The sequence below is a fragment of the Sphingomonas jatrophae genome (assembly GCF_900113315.1).
In the GTDB taxonomy this organism is placed as follows: Bacteria; Pseudomonadota; Alphaproteobacteria; order Sphingomonadales; family Sphingomonadaceae; genus Sphingomonas_P; species Sphingomonas_P jatrophae.
The window spans coordinates 323,154-341,290 of record NZ_FOZG01000003.1 but is presented as its reverse complement, the minus strand read 5'-3'; the positions used below and the strand labels follow the sequence as shown (position 1 = coordinate 341,290).

The 18,137-nt window shown below is 67.6% G+C and carries 7 protein-coding genes; 3 read left to right on the top strand and 4 right to left on the bottom strand.

Going from position 1 to position 18,137, the window contains the following annotated elements; genetic code table 11:
• Nucleotides 1-364 precede the first annotated feature (364 nt).
• From BM360_RS17175 to BM360_RS17165, 3 genes are all read left to right on the top strand, one after another.
• Nucleotides 365-10,333: a calcium-binding protein gene (locus BM360_RS17175; RefSeq protein ID WP_093316469.1), complete on the top strand. Its 9,969-nt coding sequence runs from the start codon at nt 365-367 to the stop codon at nt 10,331-10,333.
• A 242-nt stretch (nt 10,334-10,575) separates the two neighbouring features.
• Nucleotides 10,576-11,325, top strand: coding sequence for a class I SAM-dependent methyltransferase (locus BM360_RS17170; RefSeq protein WP_093316467.1), 750 nt, complete (start codon nt 10,576-10,578; stop codon nt 11,323-11,325).
• A gap of 82 nt (nt 11,326-11,407) precedes the next feature.
• Entirely contained in the window at nt 11,408-12,787 is a 1,380-nt protein-coding gene (locus BM360_RS17165) for a hypothetical protein (RefSeq protein ID WP_093316464.1), read from the top strand.
• A 9-nt stretch (nt 12,788-12,796) separates the two neighbouring features.
• On the opposite strand, the gene BM360_RS17160 is transcribed toward BM360_RS17165, so the two are convergent.
• The 4 genes from BM360_RS17160 to BM360_RS17145 form a co-directional block, all read right to left on the bottom strand.
• Nucleotides 12,797-13,723 (bottom strand): aldo/keto reductase, encoded by a 927-nt coding sequence (locus BM360_RS17160; protein WP_093316461.1) that lies wholly within the window; start codon nt 13,721-13,723, stop codon nt 12,797-12,799.
• A gap of 3 nt (nt 13,724-13,726) precedes the next feature.
• The gene (locus tag BM360_RS17155) at nt 13,727-15,289 is read right to left on the bottom strand and encodes an FAD-dependent oxidoreductase (RefSeq protein WP_093316459.1); all 1,563 of its coding nucleotides are present in this window, start codon (nt 15,287-15,289) and stop codon (nt 13,727-13,729) included.
• A 78-nt stretch (nt 15,290-15,367) separates the two neighbouring features.
• Nucleotides 15,368-16,735, bottom strand: coding sequence for a lipopolysaccharide biosynthesis protein (locus tag BM360_RS17150; protein ID WP_093316456.1), 1,368 nt, complete (start codon nt 16,733-16,735; stop codon nt 15,368-15,370).
• A 43-nt stretch (nt 16,736-16,778) separates the two neighbouring features.
• Nucleotides 16,779-18,116 carry a hypothetical protein gene (locus BM360_RS17145; RefSeq protein WP_093316453.1) on the bottom strand — a complete coding sequence of 446 codons (1,338 nt, stop codon included), beginning with the start codon at nt 18,114-18,116 and terminating at the stop codon, nt 16,779-16,781.
• Nucleotides 18,117-18,137 lie beyond the last annotated feature (21 nt).

Genomic DNA, 18,137 nt, shown 5'->3' with positions numbered 1-18,137 from the left:
CAAGCAAAACGATCGACCGGATGCGCATCTGGATTCAATTGCCCTGGACAAAGAGGGAAGCGTGCGGGCGCTGTCTCGCACAAGGTCGCTGCCGAAGCAATCAGCCCGGCCCGGTCCGGCCACAATCCGGCCGTCGCCGCTTATGCGGCGTCAGGTCTGGTCCCACGCCTTGCTATACACCTGATTTCATCGACTTGGCACCCCGCGGGCGTGTGCGGCAAGGTGCGTGTCCGCCGCACCGGAGTGCTGACGAGAAAAGACGCCGTCATCTATTAGGAACGAATTGTTAAGGATGGCTCATGACGGCCGCCCTTTTCACGGCTAGACCTCACCTTGATTGATTCGGGCCGGGGGGCAGGCGAGTATGGCGACGTTCACGGGGCAGGCTGCGCAAGACAACGTTTTCGTCGGGACGGCCTTCGCCGACAGCTTCCTGTTCAACGTCGCCGACCTCGACTCGGGCGATACGCTGACGGGCAATGCCGGCGTGGATACGGTGGTGCTGAGCGGCACGGGGGTGTTGACCGCCGCCCGCCTCACCGGCCTCTCGTCGATCGAGGCGTTCACGCTCGCGAATGGCGGCATCGGGCTGACCCTCTCCGATGCGATCGCGACCGCGCTGGGCGGGCTCGTCACCGTCAATGGCAGTGCCGGCGACGACCTGGTCGATTATAGCGCCGTCACCCTGGCCAACCGGCCGCTCACCGTTTTCGCCGGCAGCGGCAATGACATCTTGCGCGGCGGTGCGGGCAACGACGCCTTCCGCTTCGCCATCAACGAGCTGACTGCGGCGGATAGTGTCAGCGGCGGGGGCGGGAGCATCGACCAGCTCGTCTTCGAGTCGGCCGGTACGATCACCGCCGCGAACATGGCTGGCGTTTCCGGTATCGAACGGGTCGTGCTCGCCAATGGCACCAACTCGGTCACGTTCAATGCTGCCAACGCGGCGGGCGCCCAGAACGGTGTGATCCAGGTGGTCACCGGCACCGGCAACGATACGATCAACGGCACCGCGCTCACCGCCGCAGCGCTCGAAGTCTACGCCTCGGGCGGCCTCGACACCATCTACGGCACGAGCGGCGGCGACACGGTGCGCATCGGTGGTGCCGATCTCGCCGGCGATACGATCAACGGGTTCAGCGGCTACGACAATATCATCGTGACGAGTGCCGATGCGCTGAGCGTGGCGGATCTCGCGGGCCTCGCCAATATCGAGCAGCTTACGCTGAACGCAGCCGGCACATCGGTCACGATCAACAATGCGATAGCGAGCGCCAATGCCGGCGTGCTGACGATCTACGGATCAAGCGGCAATGATGTCGTGGATGGCAGCAGCGTGACCTTGGCGACCCGCAGCCTCACGGTGACGGGGCTCGGCGGCGACGATGTGTTCCGCGGCGGTGCCGGTTTCGACGTGTTCCGCTTCAACGTGGCGGATCTGACGGCCGGCGACACCGTCTCCGGCGGCGACGGCGTCAGCGTGGACGCGATCAACTTCATGACTGCGGGCACCATCGCGGCAGGCGCGCTGGCCAATGTGTCGGGCATCGAGCGGCTGACCTTCGTCGCCGGCACGAACGGCGTCACGCTGACCGATGCGTTCGTGGCGAGCGCCACCGGCCAGCGCGTTACGGTTTATGGCAATAGCGGCAACGACACGATCGATGCCGCGACGCTGACCGGCACGAACCGGATCGAAGTCTATGCCGGTCTCGGCAACGATGTGCTGCGCGGCGGTGCTGGCAACGATCTGTTCCGCTTCTCCGTCGCCGGGCTGGATGCAGGTGACACCGTCGCCGGCGGTGCCGGCTATGACGAGCTTGCCATCTCCTCCGGAGGCCAGCTCACCGCGGCGCGGCTGGCAAACGTCTCGGGGATCGAGCAGATCACCTTCGCGACCGGCGGCCTGGCCGTGACGCTCGACAATGCAACCGCAGCCGCGAATGCCGCAGTCCTGGCGATGTTCGGTTCTGTCGGCAATGACACGGTCGATGCCTCGGCGGTGACCGACACGACGCGCGGGATCAACGCGATTGCGGGCGCGGGCAATGACAGCTTCCGTGGCGGCCTGGGCGCGGACACGTTCCGCTTCAACGCAGCGGAACTGACTGCGGCAGACGTGGTGTCGGGCGGCGGCGGCAGCGCCATCGATGCACTGCAGATCACCGCCGCGGGCACGGTTGCAGCCTCCGCGCTGGCGCAGGTGCGCGGCATCGAGGCCGTATCGCTGAATGTCGGCGGCGTCAGCTTCGCAGTGTCCGATGCGTTCGTTGCGTCGGCCAACGGGCGGGCGGTGACGATCTACGGCTCCTCCGGCAACGATGTCGTCGATGCCTCGGCGTTGGCCGATGGTGCGAACCGGGTCGACGTGTCGCTCGGCACCGGCGACGACAGCATTACCGGCGGCGCCGGCAACGACACGTTCCGCGTCTCCGCCGCCAATCTCACCTCCGGCGACACGCTGGCCGGCGGTGCGGGGAGCGACACGCTGCTGCTCAACGGGGCTGGCACGACCTCGCTCGGCGGCAACATCACCGGCATCGAGACGCTCGCCTTGGGAGTCGGCGGGATCACGGCGGTGCTCGGCGCCGCCTTCGGTACTGCCAATGGCGCGTCGCTTGCGGTGACCGGCTCGGCCGGCAATGATGTCGTCGACGGTGCGGCGCTGCTGGGCGGCACTGCGCTCACGATCAATGCCGGAGCTGGCAATGACACGGTCCGTGGCGGCGCGGGCGCGGACGTCTTCAACTTCGCGGCGACCGACCTCAACGGGTCGGATGTCGTCAGCGGAGGTGACGGCGCCTCCGTCGATACGCTGCGGCTGACCACGGCGGGCACGCTAACGGCAGCGGCGCTGGCGGGCGTCTCCGGCATCGAGGCGTTCCTGCTTGCGAATGGCACCAACAGCCTTGCGCTCAGCAGCACGCAGGCGGGCAGCGCTTATGGTGGAACGGTGACCGTCACAGGCGGCACGGGTGCAGACAGCCTGAACACCAGCGCCGTGACCGTCGCGACCCAGCGGGTCGAATTCAGCGCCGGCACGGGCAGCGATGCCTATGTCGGCGGCACGGGCATCGATGTGCTCAAGATCGCCGCGGCCGAGCTGACCGCCGCGGACAGCTTCGCCGGCGGGTCGGGCAGCGCGGTCGACGTGGTGGAGTTCACCACCGCCGGCACGGTGGGCGCAACTTCCGGCGTGACCGGGGTGGAGCGCTTCCAGCTCAATGCCGGCGGCAACAGCCTCGCGGTCGGCGATGCCACCGTCGCCTCCGCGACGAGCGCGACGCTCACCGTGCTGGGCGGCGCGGGCAATGACGTGGTGAACGCCTCCGCCGTCGCCAACGCCGCCAACAAGATCGACGTCACGTCGGGCGCCGGCAATGACAGCCTGGTCGGCGGCGCGGGCAATGACATCTTCCGCTTCGCGCCGGCCGATCTCACCGGCGCGGACACGGTCAACGGCGGCGCTGGCAGCGACACTTTGCTGTTCACCGCCGCCGGCAGCATCGCCGCGGCGCAGCTGGCGGGCACGTCCAATATCGAGCAGGTCACGCTGGGCGGCAGCGGCAGCAGCATCGCTTTCGACAATGCGGCGCTCGCCAACAATGCCGCGGCACTCGTCGTCGCATCCACCGGCGGCAATGACGTGATTGATGCATCGGCGGTCACCACCGCGAACCGCGCGATCACCGTCACGTCGGGTGCGGGCAACGACACGCTGCGCGGCGGCGCCGGGGCGGACAGCTTCCAGTTCACCGTCGCCAACCTGACCGGCGCGGACGTCGTGCAGGGCGGCGCCGGCAGCGCGATCGACACGCTGCAATTCACCACCATCGGTTCGATCACCACCGCCATGCTGGCGGGCGTGTCGGGCATTGAGCGCGTCCTGCTCGCCAACGGTACCAACTCGATCGTGCTTGGGGCCGCCTTCGCGGCGAGCGCGGATGCGCAGACGCTGCGCGTCATCGGTGGCAGCGGCAACGACACGATCAACGGCGCGGCGGCGACGACCCGGCTGGATATCGCTGCGGGCTCGGGCGACGATCTGCTGATCGGCGGCAGCGGCGCGGACATCTTCCGCGTCAACATCGGTGCGCTCACCGCCGCCGACAATATCAGCGGCGGCGACGGCCAGGATGCGCTGGTGCTGAACGGCGCGGGGACGATCGACTTCACCAATGGCGGCTATGACGACAGCTCGGGCAACAGCCTGCAGGTGGCGGGCATCGACGTGCTGCAGCTCGACAATAGTGGCCAGCAGGTCGTCATCGGCGACAATCTGGTGCAGGGCGCGGACGCGCAAAGCCTGACCGTCCGGGGCGGCACGGGCGCTGACACGATCGACGTCAAATATGTCAGCAACAGCAACTCCGCAGTCGCGGTCGATCTCGGCGAAGGTGACGACGCGATCATCGCGGTCGATCGGTGGATCGGCCAATATGGGCCGGGGAACCTCAGCGGAACGCTGGGTGCCGGCAATGATCGCGTGTTCGCTTATTATGGCTACGTCGGAAACTGGACGCTCGACGGTGGCAGCGGCACCGACACGCTCGATCTCGATCTGGGCAGCTCTTACGGCTACGGCGCGACGATGGGCGCCGGTGTGACCGGCTTCGAGGTCGTCAACCTCGTCGATCCCTATAATGGCAGCGGCTACTTCACCGGCTTCACCGCGAACGACACGGCGGGACTGATCGTCAACGGCGCCGCGAGTAGCTATAGCTACAATATCAAGCTCGGAAATGGCGGCCAAACCGTCAACGGCAATAGCGCGGGCGATTCGCTCGTCGGCGGCACGGGTGCGGACACGATCCACGGCGCGGCGGGTGAGGATCGGATCGACGGTTTCGGCGGAGCCGACGTTGTGGATGCCGGCGACGACAATGACGCGGTCCGCTATCGCGCGTCCGCCCTTTCCATCACGGGTGGAGCGGGCATCGACACGCTGTATGCGCTGGAAGGCGGCGTGTTCGACTTGTCGGCGGCGGATCAGTCGCTCGGCGATACGGTGACTGTCACCGGCTTCGAAAATTTCGACGGCTACAGCTTCTATTCGGGCGCTTGGACTGACTACAACACCGCAGGCGCAACCGTCACCGGCTCGTCCGGTGCGAACGTCATCAGCGGCTCGGAATATGCCGACGTGTTCGACGGCAATGGCGGCGCCGACACGATCGTCGGCCGCTCGGGTGCGGACCGGATCACCTATCGCGGCACCGAGGCCGCGCTGCACGCTTATTATGAGGGCGGTTATTACAATGTCGGGCAGGGCGACACGCTCGTCCTGCGCGCTGCGGCGACCGTGCGCCTGGCGGATCTCGACCAGACGGCGGGCGACGGCGTCAACGTCACCGCCTTCCAGAATGTCGACGGTTCCGCCATCACCACGGCGCTCAGCCTGACCGGCGACAGCTATGACAATGTCCTGACGGGCGGCAGCGGTGCCGACACGATCGGCGGCGGTGAGGGCGGCGACACGATCGACGGCGGCACCGGCGCGGATCGGCTGACCGGCGGCGCCGGCAATGATCGCATCTGGTATGACGCGGCGGACACGCTCATCCAGGCAGGCACCGACATCGATACGCTGCTGATGCGGACCGGCGGCAACATCAATCTGTCGGCGGGCGATCAGGGCGTCGGCGACAGCGGCACCATGACCGGCTTCGAGCATGTCGACGCCTCCGCCTCCACCGCGGCGGTGACGCTGCGCGGCAGCAATGTAGAGCGCAGCACGCTGATCGGCAGCAGCGCGGCCGACACGATCGTCGCGGGCACGACCGGTTCGGACATCACCGGCGGTGCGGGCGCAGATACGCTGACCGGCTCGACGAACAACGATGCCTTCTTCTTCAATGCGGGCGATGTCGTCTCGGGCGAGGCGATCAACGGCGGCGCGGGCAGCGACACGGCCTATGTTCGCGGTGATACCGACTTCTCGGTCGCCACCCTCACCGGCATCGAACGGCTGGAGATCGAGACCAGCTATGTCGCCCGGCCCGTCACCGTCACGCTGAGCGGCACGCAAGCGGCGGCCATGGGTCAGATCCAAGGCAATTACGGCGACTATGTGTACGGCACCGATACCGCCGACACGTTCAACATCAATGTCGCGTCTGGCACGACGATCTCGCTGGCGAACATCAGCTGGGCATATCTCACCGCATCCGATCGGGTGAACGTCAACGGTGCCGCGGGCAACGAGACGATCACCGGGCCTAACGTCGCCGCCACCATTCACGGTTTCGCCGGCAACGACACGCTGAAGGCCCCCGGCACTGCCGGCTCCGCTTACTGGGCGGAGGGAATGCAGGTCTACGGCGATGCGGGCAATGACCGAATCGACTATGGCTATGCGGACTATGCCGTGACGCTGGATGGCGGCGCCGATACCGACACATTGGTCGGCACCTATAATGGTCCGGTTCCGACGGTCGATCTCGCGCTCGCGGACCAGACGCTTGGTGACCGGGTCGTGGTCAGCAACTTCGAGAATGTCGATTATAGCGCCATCGCGTCCGGCTACGCGCTGACCGCGTTCGGCAATGCCGGTGTGAATTCGCTGATCGGCACCGCTTACGCCGACACGCTGGACGGACGCGCCGGCGCGGACGTGCTCATCGCCGGGGCGGGCAACGATACGGTCGTCTATGACGCCGCGGACACCTCGATCCAGGGCGGCGCGGACATTGACCGGCTGATCGTCAACGGTGCAGCCAACATCAACCTTGCTGCCGCGGATCAGGGCCTCGGCGATACCGGCACGATGACCGGCTTCGAGATTGTCGATGCATCGGCTTCGGCTGCCTCCGTCACGCTGCGCGGCCGCAACGATTATGTTAGCACCCTCATCGGCGGCGCTGCGGCCGATACGATCGTCGCAGGTACCGGCGGCGCGGTCATCACCGGCGGGGCCGGGGCGGATAGTCTGACCGGATCGGCCAATAACGACACTTTCTTCTACAGGGCTGGCGATGTCGTCGCGGGTGAGGTGCTGAACGCGGGCGGCGGCACCGACGTCGCTTATGTCAGCGGCAGCATCGACTTCTCGGTGTCCACCATCACCGGGCTCGAAACACTCGATATCGAAACCTACGATCCCGCGACCGGCAGCTACGGCACCCAGCCGGTCAACATCAAGCTCACCGGCGCACAGGCGGCGGCGCTTTCCGCCTTCTATTTCGACGGCGGCAACGGCGCCGCCAACAGCCTGACGATCGCCGTCGCGTCGGGCAGCACCGTCGACCTCGGCAACACCAGCTACAACTCGGTGGGGGCGCAGGATCAGGTGCTGGTCAACGGCGCTGCGGGTAACGAGACGATCACCGGTCCGAGCGCGATCGCAACCGTCCATGGCAATGCGGGCAACGACATCCTGCGCGGCGCGCAAGGCCTCTGGGCGCAGGGCAGCATGATCTACGGCGACGCCGGCAACGACCGGATCGACTATGGCTATTCGGCGCATGAGGTAACGCTGGACGGCGGCGCCGACAGCGACACGCTCGTCGGCAGCTACGCCAATTATTACACCACCATCGGCATCAATCTCGGGCTCGCCGATCAGACGACCGGCGACAATGCCATTGTCTCGAACTTTGAGAATGTCGACTGGAGCGCACTCTCTTACGGCATTGCGGTGATCGGCAGCAGCGGCGTCAACCTGCTCACCGGCGGCGGCGGCAATGACTGGTTCGACGGGCGCGAGGGTGCGGATACGATCGACGCGGGCAGCGGCGACGATACGGTCATCTACGACGCCGCCGATGCGGTAATCCGCGGCGGCGATGGCACCGACTGGCTGAACCTGAAGGGTGCGGCCAACATCAATCTTGCCGCGGCGGATCAGGGCGTCGGCGATGCCGGCACCATGACCGGCTTCGAGAATGTCAACGCGGCCGGCGCGAACGCGGCGGTGACGATCCGCGGCTCCGACAGCGTTCAAAGCATCCTGATCGGCGGCAGTGCGGGCGACACCATCACCGCGGGCGCCAGCTGGGCTGAGATCACCGGCGGCACCGGCGCGGACACGCTGACCGGCGGCATCAACAACGACACCTTCCATCTGCATGCCGGCGAGTTCGCCGCGGGCGAGGCGATCAACGGTGGCGACGGCTATGATCGTCTGCTGGTCACGGGCTCGACCGACTTCACGATCGGATCGCTCGCCAATGTCGAGACACTGGAACTGAGCCGGCGCTACGATCCGGTCACCGAAACCTACAGCGAACCGCTATTCTCCATCACGCTGACCGGCGCACAGGCGGCGGGCCTGGGCTCGATCACCAGCTATTACGAGCCTGCTGAGCAGACCACGCAGCTCTTCACCATCAACGTCGCCTCCGGCACGACGGTGGATCTCGGCCAGACCAGCTGGAATTATCTCAGCAGTTGGGATCAGGTGGCGGTCAACGGCGCTGCTGGGAACGAGACGATCGTCGGGCCGAACGTCCGCTCCACCGTCCACGGCTATGGCGGCAACGATACGCTGCGCGCGCCTACCGGCGGCTATTGGGCGGAGGGCACGGCGGTTTACGGCGATGCCGGCGACGACCGTATCGATTATGGCTATCAGAGCTATGCCGTCACGCTGGACGGTGGCGCCGACACCGACACGCTCGTCGCCAGCTATGATTACTATGATGGCAGCGTGAGCATCGATCTGAGCCTTGCCGACCAGACGGTCGGCGATGCCGTCACCGCTTCCAACTTCGAGAATGTCGATTGGAGCGCGGTCCATGGCACCGTCGCGCTGTCCGGCAGCGACGGGGTGAACCGCATCGTTGGCAGCCGCAGCAGCAACCTGATCGACGGACGCGGCGGCGCGGACGTGATCGACGGCGGCGAGGGCGATGACACCATCGTCTACGACGCCACCGACACGCTGGTGCAGGGCGGCGAGGGCGTCGACTGGCTGGTCGTCCGCGGCGCTGCCAACATCGATCTCCGCGCTGCCGATCAGGGTCTGGGCGATGCGGGCACGATGACCGGCTTCGAACATGTCGATGCGCGCGGGTCGGTCGCGGCGGTGACGCTCCGCGGCTCGGACCTGACCGCCAGCAAGCTGCTTGGCGGCAGCGGCGCCGACACGATCACCTTCGGCACCGCCGGCGGCGAGATCATCGGCGGCGGTGGCGCGGATATCCTGACGGGCACCGCCGCGGCCGAATGGTTCACCCTCTACGAGGGCGACTTCCAGGCGGGCGAGACGATCGACGGCAATGGCGGCGGCGATACGCTGTGGGTCAGCGGCACGGTGGACCTGAGCGTCGGCTCGGTAACCGGCATCTCGGCGCTCAGCCTGTTCAGCGGCAGCTACACGATCGAGAACGGCGTCTACGTCTTCACCAACGCGCCGGCGTCCGCCAGCGTGACGCTGACCGGTGCGCAGGCGTCGTCGTTCAGCCAGATCCAGGCCAATTCGACCTTCACGGACACCAGCGAAACGGTGACCATCCGCCTCGCCGCCGGGGTCGACACCAACCTGTCGGGCGTGGCGCTCAATTACTTCCAGGCCGGCGACACGTTCAACGTCACCGGCTCGTCGGGCAACGACCTCTACACGCATGTCCAGCCGAATGGTGCTGTCGCTACCGTCCACGGCAATGGCGGCAACGATGTCCTTGCCGGTGAATGGGCCGGCGGCTCGGTCTATGGCGATGCGGGCGACGACCGGATCGATTATGCGGCGGGCAGCACCATCGATGGCGGCACCGGCACGGACACGCTGGTCCTCAGCGGCTACGATTACGGCTTGGTCGATCTCGGCTCTGCCGCCGACCAGACCAGCGGCGACGATGCGACCGTCACCGGGTTCGAGAATATCGACGCGTCCGGCCTCTATTATGCGGGCACGTTCGTCGGTGATGCGGGCGCGAACGTCATCATCGGCACGTCCGGTGCCGACACGCTGACCGGCGGGGCCGGTGCGGATACGTTCGGCTTCAACTTCCTGAACGGCAATACCGACACGATCACCGACTTCGTCAGCGCGGACGACACGCTGAGCTTCGCGCGCGAGCTGTTCGATTTCAACGGCCTCGCCTTCGACACGGTCGTCAATGACACGACCGGCAGCGCCAGCCTGGCGACTGCGGATCTCGTTCGCTACACCGGTGGGCAGCTCAACAGCACGGCCGACGTCAACGCCTACCTGCAGGCGAATGGCAGCGGCATTGCGGACGGCGCATTCATCCTGGGCCAGGACAGCAACGGCCACACCCTGCTGTTCCACACGGCCGCCGCCAACGGCTACAATTCGGGTGCGGTTCTGGTCGCCGATCTGGGCACGGTGAGCCTCGCGTCGATCCAGACGTCTGACTTCCTGTTCTTCTGATCGCGTCGGAATGGCGCATGGCCGCTGCGATGTCTGCGAGGCCCGGCATCGCAGCGGCCAAGACGTGCTGGAGTCAAGGCGATTGCCTGTTCGTGACAGGATTGCGGCAGCCACCAACAGAGTGCGGTCCTGAAGAACAGATGGTGGCTATCCTGTGAAAAGATGGCTTCGGTAACAATCTAGTCCTTTCGCTTCCGTGCGACGCTGGTTAAGTCCGTATCGGAGCTAAGGGGAGTGCGCCGATGCATGACGGGATATCGCTCAAGCGGAAATTCTATCCGGAAGCGACGATCGGCGGCTTCAGCCATGTGGATATCGGCGTTCAATTCTACACGCGCATCGCCGCGCTGCTGAAGCCGACCGACCGGGTGCTCGATTTCGGGGCCGGTCGCGGTGCGCAGATCCTGGAGGACCGGATCGAGTTCCGGCAACAGCTGCAGAAGCTGCGCGGCCGGGTCGCGCGCGTCGATGGCTGCGATCTCGATCCCGCCGTGTTCGACAATCCCTTCATCGACGAGGCGCGGTTGATCGAGGGGCCGAGCGCCCCTTTGCCTTATGACGATGCGACGTTCGACCTGATCTTCTGCAGCTGGGTGTTCGAGCATGTCGCCGATCCCGAATTCACCTCGCGCGAGCTGCTGCGCATCCTCAAGCCCGGCGGCCACATCTGTGCGTTGACGCCGAACAAGTGGGGCTATTTGGCGCTGGCCTCCCGCGCCGCGGGCAGTAGCAACCATGTCAAACTGCTCAAGCGCATCCAGCCCGAGCGCAAGGCGCATGATGTGTTCCCGACCTGTTACAAGCTGAACACGCCCGCGGCGATCCGCCGCTACTTCGGCCATGCCGCAGACACCGTGGCTTATTCGGCGGCGGGGGAGCCTGCCTATCACTTCAACAACCCGGTGGTGTTCCGCGGGCTGAAGCTGCTGCACACCGTGCTGCCGCCGCGGTTGCGCCCGGCGTTGCTCATCTTCATCCGCAAGCACGGCTAGGCGCGCCTGCGGCGCGGTCGGCGGCGTTGCCCCGATCGACGCTGGCGACTAGATTGCGCCGGCGTCGATCGGGGAGAAGCGCATGATCCGTTTTCTCGCCGGGTTGGCCCTCATCGCAGCGCCCGCCGCCGGGCCGAGCGCATTCGGTTTCGACATCCCCGCCGCACCTGGGCACCGCCCCGGTCCACTCGACGCCGGCAGCCCGGGTGTCGGCCCGGCCGGACTGGTCTGCCTGCGCGATGGCAGCAGCCTTGTCCGCCTGCGGCCGGGCGAGCGCCCCGAGCGCCTCGATCTTACGGCGCTCGCCCGCACCGCGATCGCGCGCGACGTGATGCGCACGGGCGATTGGGACGAGCGATGGGATATGTCGCTGATGGTCGACACGACGATCCAGTTCGATGCGCGCGGCACCGCCTTCACGCTTCTTATCCCGCGCTATTCGAACCTGAAGCGCGCCGTGCTGCTCTGGTCGAGGGATGGCTGCCGCAGCTGGCGTGCCGCCCCGCTCGCCAGCCGCGCCGCGACGATGGAGAAAGCGGGCGCCTTCACCGATCGCGCAGGTCCGCCGACCATCGTCAGCTACGAGACGCATGGCGGCTATACCGGCAAGCGGCTGTGGCTCGATCTGTTCCGCTGGCAGGGCGATGCGCTGGTCCGCCGCGCAGCCCCGCTGCTTGCCGCCGACGACAGCCTGCTGACCGGCAACCATTCAGGCGGCGGCAATTCGACCTGGACGGGGCAGGGGCGTATCGTGCTCGTCTATCCGGCGGCGACGGCGGGCAAGCAGGGCGCGCTGATCGTCTCGCGCGAACTGGATCTGCGGACGCTCGCTTGGGCGGCTCCCGCGGCGCCGGTCGGCCGCAGCACCACGGCGGGGGCGAACGACAATCACGATCTGCCCGCCATTGCGCGGCTTCCGTCCGGCCGTCTGATCACCGTCGTCGGCGCGCACCACGCCCAGTTTCGCCTGTTCGAGAGCCGCAAGGCGGGCACGACGCTCAGCGGGTGGGGCGCGCCGCAGCCGGTCGGCGATCCTGCGCGTGGCGGTGCCTTTGCCGAATATAGCTATACCAGCCTCAACGTCGCACGCGATGGCACGATCAACATCGTCGCCCGCGCAGAGGGGCGGGGTGGGCACTACGACCTGGTGCAGCTCCGCCGCCGCCCGAACGGCAGCTGGCTGTGGCCTGATGGGCAACCCCACCGCCTCATCGCCGCCCCGAAGCGGCATGCCTACGCCGCCTGGCGCCAGCGCGTCAGCGAGGCTCCGGACGGCACGCTCTACCTGTTCTTCAGCTACTTCCCCAACCGGCTGAGTCCGGTGGAGGCGACAGCGATGAAGGTCGCTCGCAGCGGAGCGCGGGATTGCACGCAACCGGACGGGCGCTGCTGGTATCCCGATGTGCCGACCTTCGCCACGCGCACGCTCGTTTCGCACGATGCGGGCGCGACCTGGGAATAGAGAGCGCCGTCAGCTCGCCCCCGCGCTTTCGCTCCCCACGGCAAGCCGGCGCAGTTGCGCCAGCGCCGCCGAGTCGGCCGCATCCGCCAGCGTCCAATCGACCGCCGCCACCGCCTCGCGCAACCGTGCAGGGGTGCGGGCGGAGATGAGCAGGATCGATCCGGGCGCGTTGGCCAGCGCCAGCGTCAGCATCAGGCCCGGCCACGCCGCCGGGTCCGCCGGATCACGGCCTAGCGCACGCATCGCCTCCACCTGCGGTGGCGAAAGCCGCTCCGGCGCCGGATAGCGGCGGAGCGCGCCGTGCAGGATCAGGTCGCCCACCGACGTCGGTGCGGGCTGCGCCACGTCGACGCGCATCTGGCTGACTGTGCCGAACGGCACGAGTGCTTCTGCCGCGTCGTTCGTGCCCGTTCCCACCGCGCGCGCACGTCCGTCCGCAACGATGCGCTCCATCGTCGCTGCCAGATCGGGTGTGAGATCGGCCGGCGACGGCTGGTGGAGCAGCAGCGCATCCACCGTCTCACGCTTCAGCCGCGACAGGCTGTCGGCCAGCGAGGCTTCCACCTGCCCGGGCGCGAACTGGCCACGTGCGGCACCGCCGGCACGCCGCGCCAGCCGCGCCTTCAGCCCCGGCGTCGCGGCGAGCAGCGGCCGCACGAAGCCGATCAGCAGCGCCTTCGCTCCCGCATTGGCCGGCCGCCCGATGCCCGCCTTCGTCACCACCGTGGCGTCGCCAACGCCCGCCAGCGCCTCGCCCAGCACATTCTCGGCAAGGCCGAGGCCGTAGGAGGGCGCCACGTCGAAGTGCCGGATGCCCAGCGCCAGCGCCGCCTCGACCAGCGCTCGGCTCGCCCGCGTCTCCGCTCCGCCGACGAGCCGTCCGCAGCCAAGGCCCAGGCGGGACGTGCGGCGACCGGCAAGGTGCGTGTGCAGCATGGTTCAGGCCTCGAGCCGGTCGGCCAGGCGCAGCGCCAGCGCCATGGCGGTGAATGTCGGATTGGCGAAACTGGAGCTGGGATAAACGGCCGCGCCGGCGATGTGGAGATTGTCCGTCCCGTGCACGCGCAGATCGGCGTCGACCACGCCGTCCGCGGCGGTGGCCCCGATGCGCAGTCCGCCGCAATGATGGTTGGTGTCGCGCGCCTCGGCGAAGATGGCGGGATCGCGTGCGGCGACCCGCGGGTCCACCTCCAGCCGGGCGAACCGCTCCCGCTCCAGCACGGGGGCGAGCACCTCGCAGAAGCGCGCCATCGCCTCCAGCTCGCTTCCGTCCAGCCGCCAGTCGAGCACCGCCAGCGGCACGCCATTGGCATCACGCCGGGTGGGGTGGAGCGTGATGCGGCTTTCGCGCAGCGGTTTCTGCTCGACATGCAGGCGCAGGCCGATGCCGAGATCCGCGGGGTTGAACGCGCGATTGTCGCGCAGGTAGCGGATGATGAGCGGCCACCACATCTTCGCCAGCGCGGCGAAGTGGCGCGGCATCGCCTTCAGGTTCGGCGGCACGCCACCGCTGCGCATCGCCCGCAGGAAGATCTTCAGATTGCCGAGATGCTCGGTGAACGAGGATTCGAAGGTGAAGACCCCGCCGACATTCGTGATCCGCTCCGCCGCCTGGACGTGCGCGGCGAGCGCGACCTTCGGGTTATATTTGTAGCCCTTGAGGAAGATATTATCGAACGCGTCGTGAAACCGTTTCTTGTCGATCGGGTGGACGGTGCCGACCCGCACGTCGAGATGGTCCTGGAAGCTGGCGCCGACCCACATATTGCCCGCCCAGGGCAGACCGGGGCGCGCGTCGGCCGCGGCAAGCATCAATCGGCTCGCCTCGATCGTGCCGCTCGCGACGATGAAGTCGTCCGCGGCCAGTAAGAGTTCGCGCCCGCCAGGGGCGCGGAGCGTAACGCTGTCGATCCGCCCGCCGCTCGCCTCGAAGCCGGTTGCCGTCGCGTGCAGCAGCACCGTCAGATTAGGGTTCTCGGCCAGCTCACGCGCGAACATCCGCGCGAGGTTCGCCTCCTTCAGCCAGCGGGTCAGCACGAACTCGACATCGGGGCCAAGCGCCGGCGGCGACACGTTTAGTGCCGACCATACGGCCGCGTCGTCGTCGGAGCGGAGCGGCAGGCCGAGCATCGTCGCCACCGCCTCGTAATAAGGCGCCAGCGTGTCTCGCCCGAACGGCCAGCCCTCCAGCCCCAGCCAGGGGCGGGGGGCGAAGTCGATGTCGCGGAATGCGATCAGCTGCCCGCCCCACAGGGTGCTGGTGCCGCCCAGGATGCGCGCGCGGCCCTCGGCGATACCGGTATGCGCGCGGCCGGCGACGACGGCGTCGTTCAGCGCCTGCGCCGCCGGATCCACCGTGCGCCCGCCGCTCTCGCACAGCAGCACGGGCACGCCCTTGCGCGCCAGCGCGACGGCCAGCACGATGCCCACCGCACCCGCGCCGATCACGGCCACGCGCGGTCGTGGCGGCGCGTCGCCCAACGTCTCGAGATCCAGGATCACGCAAGCTCCTCGCGGATGAAAGTCATGGCCGTGCGCCGGCGGCTCGCGTCCGCCTGTGCGCCCGGATGCGCCCCTTCCTCAAGCGCGGCGGCCGACGCCACGCACGCGCGCCGCAAGCCGCCTGCCGAAATCGACCATCTGCGGCACCGCGGCGGCGAGTTCCTGCGGCGTCACGACCAGCCGTCTTGCCAGTCGCAGGATAACGATCAGCATCGCGCCGTCCAGCAGCGCCATCGCCGCGCCCGCGCCGGTCGCGCCGAACTGGCGGGAGAGCAGGTAGGCGAGCGGCACGCTCAAGGCAGCGAGCAGCACGTACCAGCGGCTGTAGCTGCCGTGGCGGTTGCGCGCCAGGATCAGGTTCGACACCGGATACCAATAGCCGCCGAGCAGGATGACGAACGCCATCGTCAGCACCAGCGGCTGCGGCGAATGGATCACGCCGCGCGTCCACAGCAGGATCGCCGGCTGGCCGAGCGCTGCGAACAGGATCGCATAGGGGACGAGCAGCACGGTGGAGACGAGCAGGGTCGTCAGCGCCATCGCCGCCATGCCGCGGCGATCCTCCCGCGCCACCGCCGCGGAGAATTCAGGCATCAGCGGCGTATTGACCAGCCAGCATAATTGCAGCCCCACGCGCGATAGCGTGCGCGCCGCGGTGAAGGCGGGAACGGCCGCCTGGCCCGCCGCCGCGCCAAGCGCGATCGACGTGCCCTGCAACGCCAGCGCCTGCGCCATCGGCACCAGCATCACCGCACCCGCGGGCGGCAGCAGCGCCATCATCTCGGCGCGCGTCCCTTCGCGCAGCCCGATCCGCAGCCACGGCACGCGGCGGCGCAGCAGCAGGTTCTGCCCGATCAGCCCGACCACACGGCCCGCCAGCAGCGCCAGCGCGGCGGTGACGGGTTGGCCGCCCAGCAGCACCGTCGCGATCACCGCGCTGCTCTCGATCAGGATGATGAGCGCGTTCCAGAAGGCGCCAACCGCGAACAGCCCCGCGGCGCGGAAGGCGGCGAAGAAGATGCTGCCCTGCACCGCGACGATGCCGTAGATCATCAGGATCGACAGCGTCAGCCGCACCTCGCGGATCGGCAGGCCCGGCGCGTCGCCGAACAGGCCCGCGGGCACCGTCCAGGCCAGCACCAGCGCCGCCGTCACCAGCAGCGCGGACGACAGGAGCACCGCCGCCCACGCGCTCTGGAAGATGTGGTTCACCGCCTGCTCGTCGCCCCGCGCGCGCGCCATGGTCATCTTGGTGCCCGCTGCCGTCGCAAAGCCGAAATCGCCGACCGCGAGGAAGGACGGCACGGTGATCAGCAGTACCCACAATCCATAAAGGTGCAGGCCCCACGCGCTCGACAGCACGGGCACCATCGCCAGCTGGGAGCCGGCGACGATCAGCTTGTCGAACACATTGGCGCCGACCCCGGCGAGCACGCGACGGATCATGCGGCGCGGAACTGCCGGCGATGGACGAAGGGGCGGCCGAAGGTCATCGCGGTGCGCCCTGGCTCACGCTGCCGGGCATGGGCGCCCGCCGCCGCGACCGCGTCAGATCCCGTGTGCCCATAGCGGCGATCAGCAGGCCGAAGTGGATCAGCGCGGTGAAGGTCAGCGCGATCACCGCAAAGGACGAGTCGAACCGCCAGAAGGCGAAGCCGATGAACGCGGCCATCGGCTCGATCGCCTGGCTCGATCGACCGAGACCGCGATAGGCCAGATGGTAGAGCAGCAGGACGATCCCCAGCATCAGAGGTGACGCCAGCGGGCTGCTGCCATAAGGCTCGCCGAACAGGGTCGAGTTCAGCGCGAGGCTGTCCGACTTGGTGATGTGCTCGCCCAGCACCAGCGCGAAGGGCGGCGGCCGATCGGGCAGGATTGCACGCGGCAGCAGCACCGTCAGCGGCCGGACGAAATAGGCGCTGGGGGAAACATCCAGCTCCTGCTGATGCTGTACGACGTAATTGAAGACGGTAATGTTGATCGATTCGAAGACGCCGTTCATCGCGTCCACGAACGGCTCGCCCTCCGCCGAATAGCGGATCGCCGCGTCCGCCGCGCTGGCAAAGCCCGACAGGCTGTAGCCGTAGACCGACACCTGGCTGCGGAACATGGTAAAGGCGGTGGAGGTGTAGGCGCCGGTATAGAGGAACAGCATCAGCCCGGCGCAGGCGACCAAGGCGTGACGGCGGAAGCAGACGAGCACCAGGATCAGGTAATAGACCAGGGTCACCCGGTTGAACGTCGTCAGCAGGTCGAACAGGCATAGCAGCAGGCCGGCTACCAGCGCGATCCGACCCATCCCGCGTGACCGCGTGGCGAGCACGGCAAGGCAGCCGAACAGCGCGGTGCGCGTGAAGTTGCTGATATGCTTGATGATGACGAACCCGGCATTCTGCTCCATCAGTTCATGGCTCGCCCGGAACCAGTGGCCGCCGGAGCCGATGCCCGCGGCGACGAAGGTCGTGATCGTGGTCGCCAGATAGAGCGCGAACAGCACGCCCGTCAGCAGCCCGACGGGATAGACGTTGACCGGCGTCGTGGAGGCGCGCCGCGGCATCAGCAGCCGCACGATCGAGAAGGCCGCGATGGATCCGATCAGGATCAGCGTCGTCTCGGTCTGCTCGAACGGCTTGTAATCCTCGATCGGAATGAAGCCGGGGCCGATGCGCCCCGCCAGCAGCACCGCAAACATGGGAATGGTGATGTAATAGGTCATCCCCAGCAGGATGCCGTCATAGAAGGTCAGCCGCGCCAGGTTCACCTTGCGCAGCGCCATCACGTTGAGCGCGACCGCGATCAGATAAACGGCGAAGAACGCTACAAACACGTCCGCATCTCCCGCCCACCG

What these genes read in the sequence shown, in the direction of transcription:
- BM360_RS17165 (WP_093316464.1), top strand. Translation starts at nt 11,408, where the DNA reads ATGATCCGTTTTCTCGCCGGGTTGGCCCTCATCGCAGCGCCCGCCGCC.
- BM360_RS17160 (WP_093316461.1), bottom strand. Translation starts at nt 13,723, where the DNA reads ATGCTGCACACGCACCTTGCCGGTCGCCGCACGTCCCGCCTGGGCCTT.
- BM360_RS17170 (WP_093316467.1), top strand. Translation starts at nt 10,576, where the DNA reads ATGCATGACGGGATATCGCTCAAGCGGAAATTCTATCCGGAAGCGACG.
- BM360_RS17175 (WP_093316469.1), top strand. Translation starts at nt 365, where the DNA reads ATGGCGACGTTCACGGGGCAGGCTGCGCAAGACAACGTTTTCGTCGGG.
- BM360_RS17150 (WP_093316456.1), bottom strand. Translation starts at nt 16,735, where the DNA reads ATGATCCGTCGCGTGCTCGCCGGGGTCGGCGCCAATGTGTTCGACAAG.